13 protein-coding genes are annotated in these 14,970 nt (G+C 65.4%); 8 read left to right on the top strand and 5 right to left on the bottom strand.

Annotated elements, in window-relative coordinates; translation table 11 throughout:
- Positions 1–2: 2 nt before the first annotated feature.
- Positions 3–395 carry a hypothetical protein gene (locus tag WKB25_RS09170; RefSeq protein WP_340570077.1) on the top strand — a complete coding sequence of 131 codons (393 nt, stop codon included), beginning with the start codon at positions 3–5 and terminating at the stop codon, positions 393–395.
- Between the two features lie 128 nt (positions 396–523).
- Here WKB25_RS09170 and WKB25_RS09165 read toward each other — a convergent pair whose 3' ends face one another.
- Together WKB25_RS09165 and WKB25_RS09160 are read right to left on the bottom strand one after the other, a co-directional pair.
- Complete coding sequence (locus WKB25_RS09165; protein ID WP_340570076.1) at positions 524–2,494, bottom strand: M2 family metallopeptidase; 1,971 nt, start codon at positions 2,492–2,494, stop codon at positions 524–526.
- Between the two features lie 302 nt (positions 2,495–2,796).
- The gene (locus tag WKB25_RS09160; RefSeq protein ID WP_340570074.1) at positions 2,797–3,711 is read right to left on the bottom strand and encodes an IS110 family transposase; all 915 of its coding nucleotides are present in this window, start codon (positions 3,709–3,711) and stop codon (positions 2,797–2,799) included.
- A 692-nt stretch (positions 3,712–4,403) separates the two neighbouring features.
- On the opposite strand from WKB25_RS09160, the gene WKB25_RS09155 reads away from it, so the two are divergent.
- Positions 4,404–5,393: a fumarylacetoacetate hydrolase family protein gene (locus WKB25_RS09155; RefSeq protein ID WP_340570073.1), complete on the top strand. Its 990-nt coding sequence runs from the start codon at positions 4,404–4,406 to the stop codon at positions 5,391–5,393.
- Between the two features lie 14 nt (positions 5,394–5,407).
- Positions 5,408–6,076: a maleylacetoacetate isomerase gene (maiA, locus tag WKB25_RS09150; protein ID WP_340570072.1), complete on the top strand. Its 669-nt coding sequence runs from the start codon at positions 5,408–5,410 to the stop codon at positions 6,074–6,076.
- A gap of 33 nt (positions 6,077–6,109) precedes the next feature.
- On the opposite strand, the gene WKB25_RS09145 is transcribed toward maiA, so the two are convergent.
- The 3 genes from WKB25_RS09145 to WKB25_RS09135 all read right to left on the bottom strand — a co-directional run bounded on the left by WKB25_RS09145 (position 6,110) and on the right by WKB25_RS09135 (position 10,064).
- Entirely contained in the window at positions 6,110–7,582 is a 1,473-nt protein-coding gene (locus tag WKB25_RS09145) for a UdgX family uracil-DNA binding protein (protein WP_340570071.1), read from the bottom strand.
- Positions 7,563–8,846 carry a putative DNA modification/repair radical SAM protein gene (locus WKB25_RS09140; RefSeq protein ID WP_340570070.1) on the bottom strand — a complete coding sequence of 428 codons (1,284 nt, stop codon included), beginning with the start codon at positions 8,844–8,846 and terminating at the stop codon, positions 7,563–7,565. The genes WKB25_RS09145 and WKB25_RS09140 overlap by 20 nt, the downstream gene beginning before the upstream one ends.
- 90 nt (positions 8,847–8,936) lie before the next feature.
- A complete protein-coding gene (locus WKB25_RS09135; RefSeq protein ID WP_025878450.1) occupies positions 8,937–10,064 on the bottom strand; it encodes a PilT/PilU family type 4a pilus ATPase in 1,128 nt (375 codons plus the stop codon).
- A 121-nt stretch (positions 10,065–10,185) separates the two neighbouring features.
- On the opposite strand from WKB25_RS09135, the gene WKB25_RS09130 reads away from it, so the two are divergent.
- From WKB25_RS09130 to WKB25_RS09110, 5 genes are all read left to right on the top strand, one after another.
- Positions 10,186–10,551, top strand: coding sequence for a DUF4398 domain-containing protein (locus WKB25_RS09130; RefSeq protein WP_340570069.1), 366 nt, complete (start codon positions 10,186–10,188; stop codon positions 10,549–10,551).
- Complete coding sequence (locus WKB25_RS09125; protein ID WP_340570068.1) at positions 10,548–11,432, top strand: hypothetical protein; 885 nt, start codon at positions 10,548–10,550, stop codon at positions 11,430–11,432. The genes WKB25_RS09130 and WKB25_RS09125 overlap by 4 nt, the downstream gene beginning before the upstream one ends.
- Positions 11,433–11,755: 323 nt before the next feature.
- The gene (locus WKB25_RS09120) at positions 11,756–11,992 is read left to right on the top strand and encodes a YdcH family protein (protein ID WP_099820399.1); all 237 of its coding nucleotides are present in this window, start codon (positions 11,756–11,758) and stop codon (positions 11,990–11,992) included.
- Positions 11,993–12,296: 304 nt separating this feature from the next.
- Positions 12,297–13,667, top strand: a complete 1,371-nt coding sequence (locus tag WKB25_RS09115; RefSeq protein WP_340570067.1) for a pyridoxal-phosphate dependent enzyme — start codon at positions 12,297–12,299, stop codon at positions 13,665–13,667.
- A gap of 123 nt (positions 13,668–13,790) precedes the next feature.
- Positions 13,791–14,966, top strand: a complete 1,176-nt coding sequence (locus tag WKB25_RS09110) for a cystathionine gamma-synthase (protein WP_340570066.1) — start codon at positions 13,791–13,793, stop codon at positions 14,964–14,966.
- Positions 14,967–14,970: the final 4 nt, after the last annotated feature.

Below are 14,970 nucleotides of genomic sequence, written 5' to 3'. Positions count from 1 at the left end.
CGATGTCTACCTCTTCCAAATCCCGCCGCGACCAGCGCCGTCGCCAGGAACAGCAGGCTGCCAACAAGGCCGCCGCCACCGCCTCGCCCGTCGAGCCGCACGCCGAACTGCGCGACACCCAGCGCACGCTGCTGGCCGGCGTCGTCCGTCGCGATGGCGAATGGGTGCTGGGCATGGATGGCCGCATCGCCGGCCAGAGCGAAAGCGCGGCACAGGTGCTGGCGCTGATCATGCAGGCCGGTGAACTGCACGAACGGCAGGGCACGCCGGTGCGCCTGGTCTATTCGGATGCGCTGCGCGATGCGGCACAGGCCGAAGCCAACGAGAAGGGGCAGACCTTCGAGGAATTCAAGGCCGCGCTGGCCGCACAGCTGGCGGCGAAGAAGAGCAACTGATCGCGCCGAATCTGTAGAGCCGAGCCATGCTCGGCTTACCGTGCGCAGCACGGTGGAAAAGCAGCCGAGCATGGCTCGGCTCTACAAGATCTGGAAAGGGGCGGATCCTCGCGGACCCGCCCCTTCTTTCATTTCGCCGCCGCTGCCGGTGCCGCGCTGGCCTGCCAACCGCACATCTGGCCTTCGTTCTGCTGCTTCAACCAGGCGTTGACCGGGCTGAAGTACTCGATCATCGGGCCGGCATCGAGCTTGTCCGAGCCGGTCAGTTCCTTCAGCGTGGCCTGCCACGGCTGGCTGGCGCCCTTGCTCAGCATCGCCCAGTACTTCTGGCCGGCTTCCTTGTTGCCGTAGAAGGTGCACTCGTGCAGCGGGCCCTTGAAGCCGGAGGCATCGCACAGGCCCTTGTAGAACTGGAACTGCAGGATGCGCGCCAGGAAGTAGCGGGTGTACGGAGTGTTGCCCGGCACGTGGTACTTCGCGCCCGGATCGAAGAACTCTTCACCACGGGTGGTGGCCGGTGCCACGCCCTGGTACTTGGCCTTCAGGTCCCACCAGGCCTTGTTGTAGTTGTCCGCGGTGATCGAACCATCGAACACGCCCCAGCGCCAGCGGTCGATCATCAGGCCGAACGGCAGGAACGACACGCCCGACAGCGCCATGCGCATCTGGTTGTTGATGACCGCCTCGCGGCTCTCGGTCGGCGCGTCGACCAGCCCGATCGAACTGAGGTACTTCGGCGTCATCGCCAGCACGATGGTGTCGCCGATCGCTTCATGGAAGCCATCGTTGGCACCGCCCTGGAACAGCGGCGGCAGCGGGTTGTAGGCCAGGTCGTAATAGATGTGGCCCAGCTCGTGGTAGATGGTGGTGAAGTTTTCTTCGTTGGGCTTGATGCACATCTTGGTGCGCACGTCGCCTTCCATGTTCATGTCCCAGGCACTGGCGTGGCAGACCACGTCGCGGTCATCGGGCTTGATGAACTGGGTCTTGTCCCAGTACGACTGCGGCAACGACGGCATGCCCAGCGACACGTAGAAGTCCTGCGCACGCTCGGTCATCTGCTTGGCGGTGCGCAATTCGGCTTCGCGCTGCGCCTTGTACTGCGCGGCCACGTTGGCATCCTTGCCGGCCTTGGCCAGCGCCGCGCTCAGGTTGGTCTGGTACTGCTTTTCCAGCGCCGCGGTGATGTCCAGGCTGCCGGCGCCCGGGTACGGTTCCAGCTGGTCCCACAGGTTGGACCAGTCCTGCTGCCACATGTTGCCCATCAAGTGCGCGGCGATCAGGCCGTTGCCCACCTCGGCCTTGTCCTTGCCATAGGTCTTGTCCAGCTTGCCGCGCGCATAGCAGTGCAGCTGCTCATACATCGGCTTGACCTGTTCCCACAGGCGATCGGTTTCCGGGCCGATCTGCTCCGGCGGCATGTCATAGCCACTGCGCCACATCTGCCCGGCATCGGTGAAGCCCATGCCCTTGGCACCTTCGTTCACCAGGCCGACGAACTTCTGGTAATCACCGCGCATGCTCTTGGTGGTGCTGTGCCAGCCCTGCCAGGCATCGAGCTGCTGGTCATAGTCGCGGCTGCGCGCCAGCACCTGCTCCAGTTCGCCCAGCTGGCGGCAGGAGTTCGGATCGTTGGCGTCGGTGCAGTACTTGCCTGCGCCATAGCTGCCTTCCATGCGGGTGGCGATCTGGGTCAGCTCGGCCAGCTTGGCCGGGTCGCGCGGTGCCGGCATCGACGACATCAGCTTCAGCAGGTGGATCGCGCGCTTGCTATCCTCGCTCATCGGCTTGCCATCGAACTTGCCGGCCTGCTCGATCCAGCTGTTGAGCTGGGTCAGCGAACGCTCGTTGGCCTTGGCCGCGATGCGCTCTGAATCGCTGTTGATGTAGGTGGAGGACAGCCACTGGGCCGAGGTCATCTCCGGGTAGGCCGCCTTGAATTCGGCATTGATGCGGGCCACGAACTGGTCGGCGGTTTCGCCGGCCGGTGCGCTGCTGCCGGCGGTGTCGGTGCCTGGGGCAGGTTCCTTCTTGCAGGCTGCCAGGGCCAGCGTAGCGGCGGCGATTGCCGCGGCCAGCAGGAGATGACGGTGTTTCACGGGCGGTCCTTGGGTGGTGAACGACCGCCGAAGGCTAGTGGGCAGGGCTTGCCACCGCAAGTGGCGGAAGTCGGCCGGGCGGCGCCCGGCACCCGCAGAGGCCTTCAAGCAACGGCAACGGCCGAAGCAACAGCAAGAGCGGGCTATCCGTGGGATGGTGGGGCGGTGTCGGAGTGCGGGGACGCCGCAAGTACGTCCCTGTAGCAACTGTGTTTGCAGGAGGAGCTTCGGCCCTTCCTGCAGACGGGCACGGTAGTGCCGGCCGCCGGCCGGCAGCCTCTGGATGTACGCACGCACTGAGGTCAGGCGGGGGTCGGTCCGCTTTGGGCGTCACGTACTCGGGCGTTGAGGATCACCAGCATCTTGCGCATCACTGCCACGATGGCCACTTTGGCCTCCTTGCCGCGCGCCCGCAGCGAGGGATAAAAGTCCCGCAATCGAGGTTCGTGCTGCAGCGCCGACATGCTGGCCATGTAGAGGACCTGGCGGATCTCGGCTCTACCACCGTGGATACTTCGTTTGCCGCGCACCGTCCCGCTGTCATGGGACATCGGGGCCACACCGACCAGGCTGGCGATGGCTTTTCCGCTGATCTTGCCCAGTTCCGGCAGGTAGCTGGCCAGCACAGCCTGCAGCGCCGGACCTACACCCTTCATCGACTTCATGACGGCCAGCTGAGGCTGCTCGGCAACCTGTTCGGCGATCCGCTTTCCCAAGCGTTCCACCAGCCTCTGCAAGCAGCTGATGTTGGCCTGAAGCAGCCGGCGCACTTCACGACTGGCCACCATTTCCTGCTGCTGCCGCGCGACGGTCAGCGCGTGCATCGCCTGTCGACGTGCCCGCACGAACTCACGCATTTCCTGCTGCCAAGGCTCCAGTGGCTGATAGGAATGCAGCTTCACCAGCGCGGCCATCTTCGCCAAGGCATAGGCATCCAAGCGGTCGGTCTTTGCCATCTGGCCCAAGCCCTGGGCCAGTTTTCGCGCCCGCAGGGCATTGGCACGGACCACCGGATAACCAGTCTTGTGCAGGAAGTCCAGCACGGGCTGTTCGTAGCCGCCGGTGGCCTCCAACACGATCTGGCCGGCCGGATGCTGCTGCAGCCAGAGGTCCAATTCAGCAAAGCCGGAAGGGGCATTGTTGACCTGAAGGGTTTCCCCGTCCGTCGTGCTGACATCCAATTGGCGCTTGCTTACATCAATCCCGATCCCGTTCATCGCTCCACTCCGCTAGTCTGGAAAGGTCGAGAGCTCCCCCGCTTGCCCAGTCTTATCGCTTCGAGTGCTCGCTCCAGCAACTGTTCGGGCGGATCAAGGGAGATTCCGGCGTGGGCGCCAAGCTACATGGCGATCGCTCAGATCCAGGCTTGTACGGCGGCCCACGCCGGCTCTCGACCCTTACGCTGCCAGATTCCGATCAGATAAGGCTTGGCCGCGGCATCCATGCCGCGGACACCCCCGCAACCGGACCCACCCCGCCTTCGACAGATTTCCGCGATCTGTCGGAATTGCATGGCCTGCTCTGGGTGGGTGTCGACCTTGGTCGACACGTAGATCCACGCCATGCGTGGATGTTCTTCGTTCAATTGTCGAAATATTCGATTTCGATGGAGATCCATCCACGCATGGCGTGGATCTACCAGCCGTCACCGGAAAACTGTCGAGGGTCACTTCATGGATGGGTTCACGGCGTGTCCTGCAGGCCCACACCGCCCCGCCCAACCCACAGAAAACCCAGCGCCGGCTGTTGCTGTTGCTCCGGCCGTGGCTTGAAAGCTTCTCCAGGTGCAGGGCGCAGCCCTGCCTAACCCCCACTACGGTAGGGTGAGGCGATGCCGCGCTGCAGCTTGGCTGCGCCGCATATTTGATTACACTTGAAACTTGTTTGCCCACGACTCCGGACACCCACCATGAAGCTTGGTTCCTTGAAGGAAGGCGGCCGCGACGGCACCCTGATCGTCGTCTCGCGTGACCTGCGCCACGGCGTGCGCGCCACCGGCATCGCCGCCACCCTGCAGTTGGCCCTGGAGGACTGGAGTCATCTGGCTCCGCGCCTGAATGCCCTGTATGACTCGCTCAATGCCGGCGACGCCGATGGCGTGTTCGACCTGGACCCGCAGGCCCTGGCCGCGCCGATGCCGCGCGCCTATGAATTCGTTGATGGCAGCGCCTACCTGCCGCACGTCGAGCGCGTCCGTCGCGCCCGCGGCGCCGAGGTGCCGGAGAGCTTCTACAGCGATCCGCTGATGTACCAGGCCACCAGTGCCGGCTTCTACGGCCCCCGCGACGCGGTCAAGGTGGTCAGCGAGGACTACGGCATCGACCTGGAAGCAGAGATCGTGGTGATCACCGACGACGTGCCGATGGCGGCCAGCCCGGAGCAGGCCGCCGGCCACATCCAGCTGATCGGCCTGGTCAACGACGTCTCGCTGCGCAACCTGATCCCGGGCGAGCTGGCCAAGGGCTTCGGTTTCCTGCAGTCCAAGCCGCGCTCGGCGTTGTCGCCGGTGTTCGTCACCCCCGATGAGCTCGGCGCTGCCTGGCAGGACAGCAAGGTGCACCTGCCGCTGCTGACCCATATCAACGACAAGTGGTTCGGCGCGCCGGAAGCCGGTGTCGACATGCAGTTCAACTTCGCTCAACTGGTTGCACACGCGGCGAAGACGCGCCCGCTCAGCGCCGGCACCATCGTTGGCTCTGGCACCATCGCCAACGAAGACACCAGCAAGGGCGCTTCCTGCTTCGCCGAACAGCGCGTGGTGGAAACCCTGCGTGACGGCAAGCCGAGCACGCCGTTCATGTCCTTCGGCGACGTGGTGCGCATCGAGATGCTGGATGCCGCCGGCAACAGCATCTTCGGTGCGATCGAGCAGCGCATCGAACAGGCGACCAAGCCCTGAGCATGGAGGCGGCGATGGAGATTACGGTCGACGACGGCATCGTGCTGTACACCTACTGGCGATCCAGCGCCGCCTACCGCGTGCGCATCGGCCTGGCATTGAAAGGCCTGGCCTTCGAAGCACGACCGGTGCACCTGGTGCGCGAGGGCGGTGAGCAGCACCATGACGCCTACCGCGGGCTCAACCCGCAGCAGCTGGTGCCCACGCTGCTGCATGACGGTCACGTGCTGACCCAGTCGCTGGCGATCCTGGAGTATCTGGAAGAGCGCTTCCCGCAGGTGCCGCTGCTGCCGGCCGATGCCGCTGGCCGCGCACGGGTGCGGGCGCTGGCGCAACTGGTGGCCTGCAACATCCACCCGATCAACAACCTGCGGGTGATGCAGTACCTGGAGCGCGAACTGCAGTTGCCCGCTGATGCGCGCACGCAATGGACGCTGCACTGGATGGCCGAGGGCTTCGCGGCGATGGAGGCGATGCTGGCCGCCAGCGCGGAGACAGGCACGTTCTGCCACGGCGACCGCCCGGGTCTGGCCGACATCTGCCTGTTGCCGCAGCTGTACAACGCGCATCGGTTTGGTCTGGATCTGGCGGCATACCCCACACTGCGCCGCATTGAAGCGGCCTGTCAGCAGCTGGACTCCTTCATCGCTGCACGCCCCGAAAACCAGATCGATGCCGCCTGACGTGCTGCTGTGCTCGCCGGGCATGGCCCGGCGCTACCGGTCTCCGGCGGGCGCGGAATCGGCTGCCAGCAGTTGCCGCAGGTCATCGCGGAACAGCCGGTAGGCGTCCTCGCGTCGCGTCTCATTCTTCTGCCGCAGTACCCAGGCTGGATGCACGGTGGCGTAACCCCGGGTGCCATCCTCCAGCATGAGCCAGCGGCCACGGTCGCGCATCAGGTTGAAGCTGCTGCCGAACAACGCGGTCGCTGCCGTGGCACCCAGGCAGACGATCATCTTCGGTTTCACCCGTGCGATCTCGCCCTGCAGCCACGGCCGGCAGGCGTGTACATGACGGCTCTCCGGGCGCTTGTGCAGGCGAAGCTTGCCGCGCCGTTCGTGGTGGAAGTGCTTCACCGCGTTGGTCAGGTACAGCGTGCTGCGTTCGATGCCCAGTTCCTGCAGTGCGCGGTCCAGCAGCTTGCCGGCCGGCCCGGCGAAGGGGCGACCACTCAGATCCTCGACATCACCGGGCTGTTCGCCCACCAGCATGATGCGTGCGTCGGCACGACCTTCGCCGAACACGGTCTGGGTGGACGCTTCCCACAATGGACACTGCCGGCAGACGGCCGCTTGTTGGCGCAGCGCCTGCAGGCTGCCATCGTCTGCAATAGCATCGGCTGCATCGTTCTGCCGCGCTGGAATACGTCGTTGCGGTGCCTGCGCCGGCCGATCGTGCATCTCCTGCACGCGGCTGGCTGCATCGCGCACAAGGCCAGGCAACAGCTGTGCTTCGGGAAGATGCTTCCAGTACCGGGTGGGCATTTCCTGCTGCATCATCCGCGTGTTGAGGCGCGCCGGATTGAAGATGCTGGCGTAATAGGTCTGCCACAGCGTTTCGCGTGCATCTTCGGCGGGCGCATCCTGGCGGGTACCGCCATCGCCGAACCATAACGCGCTGCCATCCCATTGCACGCTGCGCGTGGGCGTCAGGATCGCCCAGCGCATGCCGGCGAAACGGCGGGCGAAGAACGGTGCGACGCGGTCGACGATGTTGTGATCGGGTTCGAACCAGGCAATGAACGCGTCGCTCTCGCCGGGCACCTCGCGGAAGCGCACGAAGGCTTTCATCTTGTGCGTATCGCGGCGCACCGCCTGTGCCAGCGCCATCAAACGCAGCACATCGGCATCGGCCGGATTGGAGAGCACCGTGCGTTCGCCGTGGGTGATGCGCCACAGCAGGCGATACAGCAGCGGCAGGCGCTGCGGATCGCGATGGCACAGGCAGGTCGCGGCCAGTTCCACGAAGTCACGTGGCACGTTCGGTGCGGTGGCACCGTCGGGCAACGGCGCCTGCTGCACCGCCGGCGCATCCAGCAGGGACGCCCCGGCATCCACCAGCCAGTCCAGCTGCTCAGGGCGCACGCCGCGCAGCAATGCCTCCCGCGCTGCGTTGCGCCAAGCATCCAGCGACCAAGGCGGGTCCACCTGCAAAGACCAGCGTTGCATCTCAGGCAGCAGGCGCGGCATCGAACAGCGAGCCCTGGCGGGGTGGTGGGGCCAGCTTCGCGCGCAGCGCTGCCGGATCATCCAATGCGTTGCGGGGATGGTGGTCGGCCAGTTGCACGAACGGCAGCAGCTTGCTCATCGGTGCCTTCAGCCGGGCGACGTCGGCCACCCGCAGGCGACCGTGACGGCGAGCCATCAGCACGCGCTTGACGTTGCGCACGCCCAACCCGGGTACCCGCAGCAGCAGCTCCTTCGGTGCAAGGTTGAGGTCCACCGGGAAGCGCTCCGGATGGCGTATCGCCCAGGCCATCTTCGGATCGATGTCCAGGTCCAGCATGCCGCCCTGGGTGGTGTCGGTGATCTCCTCCACACCATAGCCGTAGAAGCGCAGCAGCCAGTCGGCCTGGTACAGCCGGTGTTCGCGCTGCAGCGGGGGCGGTTGCAGCGGCAGCTGGCGGCTGGCATCGGGAATCGGGCTGAAGGCGGAGTAGTACACCCGGCGCATGCGGTAGTTGCCGTAGAGGCTGTCGGCACTGGTCAGGATCTGCTGGTCACTTGCACCGTCGGCGCCGACGATCATCTGTGTGCTCTGTCCGGCCGGTGCGAAGCGGGGCGGGCGAGGGCGCGCGTTGTGGCTGGAAACCGGCGCGATCAGTGCCGGCGCCTTGCGGGCTTCCTTGGCTTCTTCGATGCGCCAGCGCAGTTCACCCATCGCGCCGCGGATTGATGTGCTGGTCTTTTCCGGGGCGAGCGTAGCCAGGCCCGCCTCGGTGGGCAGTTCAACGTTGATCGACAGGCGATCGGCGTAACGACCCGCAGCGGCCAGAAGCTCTGGCGATGCCTCGGGGATGGTCTTCAGGTGGATGTAGCCGGCGTACCGATGCTCTTCGCGCAGCCGTCGTGCCACCTCCACCATGCGTTCCATCGTGTAATCCGCATTGCGGATGATGCCGCTGGAAAGGAACAGGCCCTCGATGTAATTGCGCTTGTAGAAGTCCAGGGTGAGCGTGACCACCTCGTCCACGCTGAAGCGCGCGCGCTGCACATTGCTGGACACCCGGTTTACGCAGTAAGCGCAGTCGTAGACGCAGAAGTTGGTCAGCAGGATCTTCAGCAACGACACGCAGAGGCCATCGGGCGTGTAGCTGTGGCAGATGCCCATGCCTTCGGTACTGCCGATGCCGCCGGAGGCGCGCGAATCGCGCTTGCCCGCACCGCTGGAGGCGCAGGAGGCGTCGTATTTTGCGGCGTCGGCAAGGATGGCCAACTTGCGGATGGTTTCCATTGAGGAAACCTACGCACGAGGGGTCTCATTGGATGAGACCACCCCTTAACCCTTCAGGATTACGCCGGGCCATGCCCAGCGGGCGCGCCGTCAGAACCCGTGGGTAATGCTCGGCGCGCCGGCCGAGAAGTCCGCATACGGATCATGCTCGCCGCTACCGCCTTCGGACAGGCGGAACTTCAGCGCCAGACCATCGCGCGAGTCGGCCGCGCGCAGTGCCTCTTCCTGATCGATGGTGCCGTTCTTGGCCAGGCGGAACAGGCACTGGTCGAAGCTCTCCATGCCTTCTTCCAGCGAGGCCTCCATCGCCGCCTTGATCTCGTGCACCTGGCCGCGACGCAGCAGGTCGCGGATCATCGGCGTGTTGATCAGCACTTCGGTGGCCGGCAGGCGGCGCCCCTCCTTGTTCTTCACCAGGCGCTGGCTGATCACCGCACGCAGGTTCAGGGCCAGGTTCATCAGCACGTTCTTGTGCGCGCTTTCCGGGAAGAAGTTGAGGATGCGCTCGATGGTCTGGTCGGCGTTGTTGGAGTGCAGGGTGGCCAGGCACAGGTGACCGGTTTCGGCGAAGGCGATTGCCGCTTCCATCGTTTCGGCATCCAGGATCTCGCCGATCAGGATCACGTCCGGTGCTTCGCGCATCGCGTTCTTCAGCGCATTGTGGAAGGCATGGGTATCGAGCCCGACCTCGCGCTGGTTGACGATGGACATCTTGTGCTTGTGCAGGTACTCGATCGGGTCCTCGATGGTGAGGATGTGACCGGTGGTGGTGCTGTTGCGGTGATCGATCATCGACGCCAGCGAGGTGGACTTGCCGGAGCCGGTGGACCCCACCACCAGCACCAGCCCGCGCGGGGTCATGATGACGTCCTTCAGCACCTGCGGCAGGTTGAGCTCTTCGATGCTCGGAATCCGGCTGCGGATGGCGCGGATGACCATGCCCACTTCACCGCGCTGCTTGAACACGTTGACGCGGAAACGCCCGGCGTCGGCCAGGGCGATGGCCATGTTGAGCTCCAGCTCGCGCTCGAACTGGGGCACCTGACCCTCGTCCATCAGCGAGTAGGCGATCTTCTTCACCATTCCCGGCGGCAGGCCGGTATTGCCGAGCGGATACAGCTTGCCCTCGATCTTGATGTAGACCGGCGCGCCGGTGGTCAAGAACATGTCCGAAGCGTTCTTTTCGGTCATCAGCTTCAGGAAGTAGCCGATATCCATTGCGAATTTTCCCCAACGAAACTGCCGGCGCCCGTTGCAAGCACGGTACCCGCTTGACGACAATGGCCGCGAACCGACAACCGGTACGGCCTCCCCAATGAAACGACTTAGCTTCGCACGAATGCGCCACAGCCTGTATGTGATGGCGTTTGCATTCGCACTCTCTGCCCCCGCCTGGGGGCAGGACGGCGCGCTTGAACTGGCGCAGGCCCGGCAGGCGGTGGACAAGGCCACCCAGGCCGATGCCGACCAGTACGCCCCGGACCTGATCGGGCTGGCCCGTCAGGGGCTGGAGCAGGCCCAGCGTGCCGCGGGCGACCGTCGCGAGCGCAAGAACGCACCGGCCCTGGCCCTGCGCGCCACCGTGGACGCCGATCTGGCCCGTGCCCGCAGCGAGGAAGCCACGGCGACCGCGCAGCTGCAGCTGCGCCGCAACGAGGTCAACCAGCTGCAACGCCAGTTGTCGACCGGGGAGGACCGCCGATGAAGACCATCTCCGGCCTGACCCTGGCCACACTGCTGGCCCTGCCGACGCTGGCCCTGGCCGCTGACAACCCGATGGTGGGCCAGCTGAGCCAGCGCCTGATGGCGATCCAGGCCAATCCGGACACCGCCGAGCTGGGCGCTTTCGAGCGCATGCAGGCGCAGCAGGCCATCGCCACCCTGGAGAAGGCCAAGCGCCGTGACCAGGAGCTGGCCACCTACCTGGCCGAGCGCCGGGTCGAGATCGCCGAGACCGCCGTGCGGGCTGCGCTGGCCGCGCGCGAGGTCGATCGCCTGGAACGGACCCGCAGCGACCTGCTGATCGAGGCCAGCCGCCGCGATGCCGCCCGCGCCCGCCAGGAAGCCGAGCAGCTGCGCATGCAGGCGCAGATGCAGGCAGAAGAGGCCGAACGCCTGCGGCAGGCGGCCGAGGCCGAGACCCTGGCCCGCCAGGATGCCGAGAACGCCCTGACCAGCGTGGCTGGCAAGCAGCAGCAGCGCCTCAGCTCGGCCCAGCAGAACGCGGCCAAGCTGGCCCGTGAGGAAGCCGAGCTGGTCTCGGGGCAGAAGCTGCCGGGTTCGAAGTTCGATGGCCGTGGCGAGGTCTTCACCTTCGCCGGTGACGCGTTCGCTGCCGGGGCCTCCAGCCTGTCCGGTGGCGCCCGCAATCAGGCCAAGGCCCTGGCCGAATACGTGAACATCGGCAAGAAGGGCAGGATCCGCATCGAGGCTTACGACAGTGCCAATGGCGTCGGCCAGAAGCGGGCCGAGGCACTGCGCGATGCGCTGGTCTCGGCCGGCGTCGCCAGCAGCCGCATCCAGGTTGCCGGCAAGAAGGCGGCGTCCACCCGGGCCCGCTCGGCCGAGGTCGTCATCGCCCCGTAATTGCTTGATATTGTTTGTTTTTCGTTGTGTTGAGTATTCAGCCTGAACCCCGCCTCGGCGGGGTTCGGTCTTTTTGCCGCAGGGGCTTGAACCCCGTCCAGAGCAAGCGTAGGGTCAATTGTCCGGGACGCAATAACGCGGACCGGACGATGGGAGGGCCGGGCCGATGCAAGCAGGGCGCGAACCGCAGCAGATCGACGTGCGCAGGCCAGTGCCGCACGTTGTTGTGGGCACCCATGTGGGCATCGACCGGCACTCCTCCATGAACAACGCCCCGTGCCTTGCGGCCGGGGCGTTCGTGTATCTGTCGAAGGAGGTCCATCATGTTTGAAGATCAGCCCCAGAGCGAGATCGACGCCCGTCGCGCGCGCGATCCGGAGTTCCGGGCACTCCATGACCAGCACCGCAAGTTGAACAAGAAGTGCATGGATGCGGAGTTGGGTGTACTCCCGATCGATGATGTCACCCTGGGTCGAATGAAGCGCGAGAAGCTGCTGGCCAAGCAACGCCTTCTGCGAATGTACGAAACACCGCTCGCAAACTCGTCCCCCACGCATTGACGCCCCCCCGGTCGTGCCCGGAATGGCATGACCCGGCCATCGATGGCCCCGCCAGGCACTCCTGACCTGGCAACGCGGCGCCGCTGAACGCAGGCGTCGCGCCAAGGCACCACACGCGGTGGTGCCTTGGCCCTGCAGGCACGTCCCCCGATGCGGGCGGTACCGGTCTCCTCGTCGATCCGGGGCCGTCCGCATCCCTTTTTGGGCGGGGTGTCGCCTTGACATCGAACCGGCCTGACTTTCGTCGCCATCCGTCGGATAATCACCGGTCCGGCCCTGCGTGGCGCGAACCGAAGTTCCCCGAATGCCCATCCATTCTTCCGTCCTCGAACTCATCGGCCAGACCCCGATCGTCAAGGCCCAGCGCCTGGATGCTGGCGTCTGCGAGCTCTACCTGAAGCTCGAAAGCGCCAACCCGGGCGGATCGATCAAGGACCGCATCGGCCTGTCGATGATCGAGGCGGCAGAAAAGCGCGGCGACCTGAAGCCCGGCGCCACCCTGGTTGAAGGCACCGCCGGCAATACCGGCCTGGGCCTGGCACTGGTGGCGCAGCAGAAGGGCTACAAGCTGATCCTGGTGGTTCCGGACAAGATGAGCCGGGAGAAGATCTTCAACCTGAAGGCGATGGGTGCCGAAGTGCGCCTGACCCGCTCGGACGTGGCCAAGGGCCACCCGGAGTACTACCAGGACCTGGCCAAGACCATCGCCGAGCAGACCCCGGGCGCCTACTTCATCAACCAGTTCGGCAACCCGGACAACCCGGCCGCGCATGAGTTCGGCACCGGCCCGGAGATCCTCGAGCAGATGGATGGCGATCTGGATGCCATCGTGTTCGGCTGCGGCAGCTCCGGCACCATGACCGGCCTGTCGCGCGCGTTCGCCACGCTGTCGCCGAAGACCGAACTGGTGCTGGCCGATCCGGTCGGCTCGATCCTGGCCGAATACATCAACGACGGCGTGCTCAACGACAAGTCGGGCAGCTGGCTGGTGGAAGGCATCGGCGAGGACTTCCTGCCGTCGATCTCCGACTTCAGCCGGGTGAAGCTGGCCTATGCCATCACCGACGCCGAGAGCTTCCATACCGCGCGCGAGCTGCTGGCCAAGGAGGGCATCCTCGGCGGTTCCTCCACCGGCACCCTGCTGGCGGCGGCGCTGAAGTACTGCAAGGCGCAGACCACGCCGAAGAAGGTGCTGGTGCTGGTCTGTGATACCGGCAACAAGTACCTGTCGAAGATGTACAACGACTACTGGATGCTGGACAACGGCTTCCTTGAGCGCCCGCAGCACGGCGACCTGCGCGACCTGATCCTGCGCCCCTATGGCCAGCGCGACACCGTCGTGATCGGCCCGAACGACCTGCTGACCACCGCCTACCAGCGCATGAAGCTGTATGACGTGTCGCAGCTGCCGGTGATGGATGGCGACCAACTGGTTGGCATCGTCGATGAAAGCGACGTGCTGCTGCATGTGTACGGCGATGAAGCACGCTTCCGCGACCCCGTGGCCACCGCCATGGTCAGCAAGCTGGATCGCCTGGATGTGAAGTCGCCCATCGAGGCGCTGCTGCCGGTGTTCGACCGTGGCCAGGTGGCCATCGTGATGGATGGCAATGCCTTCCTCGGCCTGATCACCCGCATCGATCTGCTGAATTACCTGCGTCGGCGCGTTCAGTAAGGCGTTTATCGCCGCAGATCGCTGCTGAATCCCGGTTTATCCGCGTCAAAGCTCGTTAAGGCCGCGCTGATAGACTCCCGCTCCTTCGACGGCGCCGGTCATCGGCGCCATTCAGGAATCGACATGTCCAAAGCTTCTTCCCCGGACCGCGCACTGGCGCTGGCCACCCTGGCCATCCATGGCGGCCAGTCGCCCGACCCGAGCACCGGCGCGGTGATGCCGCCGATCTACGCCACCTCGACCTATGCACAGTCCAGCCCGGGCGAACACCAGGGCTTCGAGTATTCGCGCACGCACAATCCGACCCGCTTCGCCTACGAGCGTTGCGTGGCCTCGCTGGAAGGCGGCACCCGTGGCTTCGCCTTCGCGTCGGGCATGGCCGCCAGCTCGACGGTGATCGAACTGCTGGATGCAGGCAGCCACGTGGTGGCGATGGACGACATCTATGGCGGCAGCTTCCGCCTGTTCGAGCGCGTGCGCCGCCGCACCGCCGCACTGGATTTCAGCTTCGTCGACCTGACCGATCTGGCTGCCTTCGAAGCGGCGATCACCCCGAAGACCAAGATGGTCTGGATCGAGACCCCGACCAACCCGATGCTGAAGATCGTCGACATCGCCGCGGTCGCCGCCATCGCCAAGCGCCATGGCCTGATCGTGGTGGTCGACAACACCTTCGCCTCGCCGATGCTGCAGCGTCCCTTGCTGCTGGGTGCGGATCTGGTGCTGCATTCGGCCACCAAGTACCTCAATGGCCATTCGGACATGGTGGGTGGCATGGTAGTGGTCGGTGATGATGCGCCGTTGGCCGAGCAGATGGCGTTCCTGCAGAACTCCATTGGTGGCGTGCAGGGCCCGTTCGACAGCTTCCTAGCCCTGCGCGGCCTGAAGACGCTGCCGCTGCGCATGAAGGCGCACTGCGCCAACGCGATGGCGCTGGCACAGTGGCTGGAAAAGCACCCGGCGGTGGAAAAGGTGATCTACCCGGGCCTGGCGTCGCACCCGCAGCATGCGCTGGCGGGCAAGCAGATGAACGGCTACGGCGGCATCGTCTCGATCGTACTGAAGGGCGGCTTCGACGCAGCCAAGCGCTTCTGCGAGAAGACTGAGCTGTTCACCCTGGCCGAGTCGCTGGGTGGCGTGGAAAGCCTGGTGAACCACCCGGCGGTGATGACCCATGCGTCGATCCCGGTGGCGCGGCGGGAGCAGCTGGGCATCAGTGATGCGCTGGTGCGGTTGAGTGTGGGTGTGGAGGATGTGGGGGATCTGCAGGTGGACCTGGAAGAGGCACTCGCTGCTTGAGGTG

Source organism: Stenotrophomonas sp. G106K1, from assembly GCF_037969685.1.
In the GTDB taxonomy this organism is placed as follows: domain Bacteria; phylum Pseudomonadota; class Gammaproteobacteria; order Xanthomonadales; family Xanthomonadaceae; genus Stenotrophomonas; species Stenotrophomonas lactitubi.
This window is presented reverse-complemented; position numbering and strand designations above follow the sequence as displayed.

Coding starts and splice junctions, on each gene's coding strand:
- WKB25_RS09170 (WP_340570077.1), top strand. CDS start 3: ATGTCTACCTCTTCCAAATCCCGCCGCGACCAGCGCCGTCGCCAGGAA.
- WKB25_RS09155 (WP_340570073.1), top strand. CDS start 4,404: ATGAAGCTTGGTTCCTTGAAGGAAGGCGGCCGCGACGGCACCCTGATC.
- WKB25_RS09135 (WP_025878450.1), bottom strand. CDS start 10,064: ATGGATATCGGCTACTTCCTGAAGCTGATGACCGAAAAGAACGCTTCG.
- WKB25_RS09125 (WP_340570068.1), top strand. CDS start 10,548: ATGAAGACCATCTCCGGCCTGACCCTGGCCACACTGCTGGCCCTGCCG.
- WKB25_RS09110 (WP_340570066.1), top strand. CDS start 13,791: ATGTCCAAAGCTTCTTCCCCGGACCGCGCACTGGCGCTGGCCACCCTG.
- WKB25_RS09140 (WP_340570070.1), bottom strand. CDS start 8,846: ATGGAAACCATCCGCAAGTTGGCCATCCTTGCCGACGCCGCAAAATAC.
- WKB25_RS09160 (WP_340570074.1), bottom strand. CDS start 3,711: ATGAACGGGATCGGGATTGATGTAAGCAAGCGCCAATTGGATGTCAGC.
- maiA (WP_340570072.1), top strand. CDS start 5,408: ATGGAGATTACGGTCGACGACGGCATCGTGCTGTACACCTACTGGCGA.
- WKB25_RS09120 (WP_099820399.1), top strand. CDS start 11,756: ATGTTTGAAGATCAGCCCCAGAGCGAGATCGACGCCCGTCGCGCGCGC.
- WKB25_RS09115 (WP_340570067.1), top strand. CDS start 12,297: ATGCCCATCCATTCTTCCGTCCTCGAACTCATCGGCCAGACCCCGATC.
- WKB25_RS09130 (WP_340570069.1), top strand. CDS start 10,186: ATGCGCCACAGCCTGTATGTGATGGCGTTTGCATTCGCACTCTCTGCC.
- WKB25_RS09145 (WP_340570071.1), bottom strand. CDS start 7,582: ATGCCGCGCCTGCTGCCTGAGATGCAACGCTGGTCTTTGCAGGTGGAC.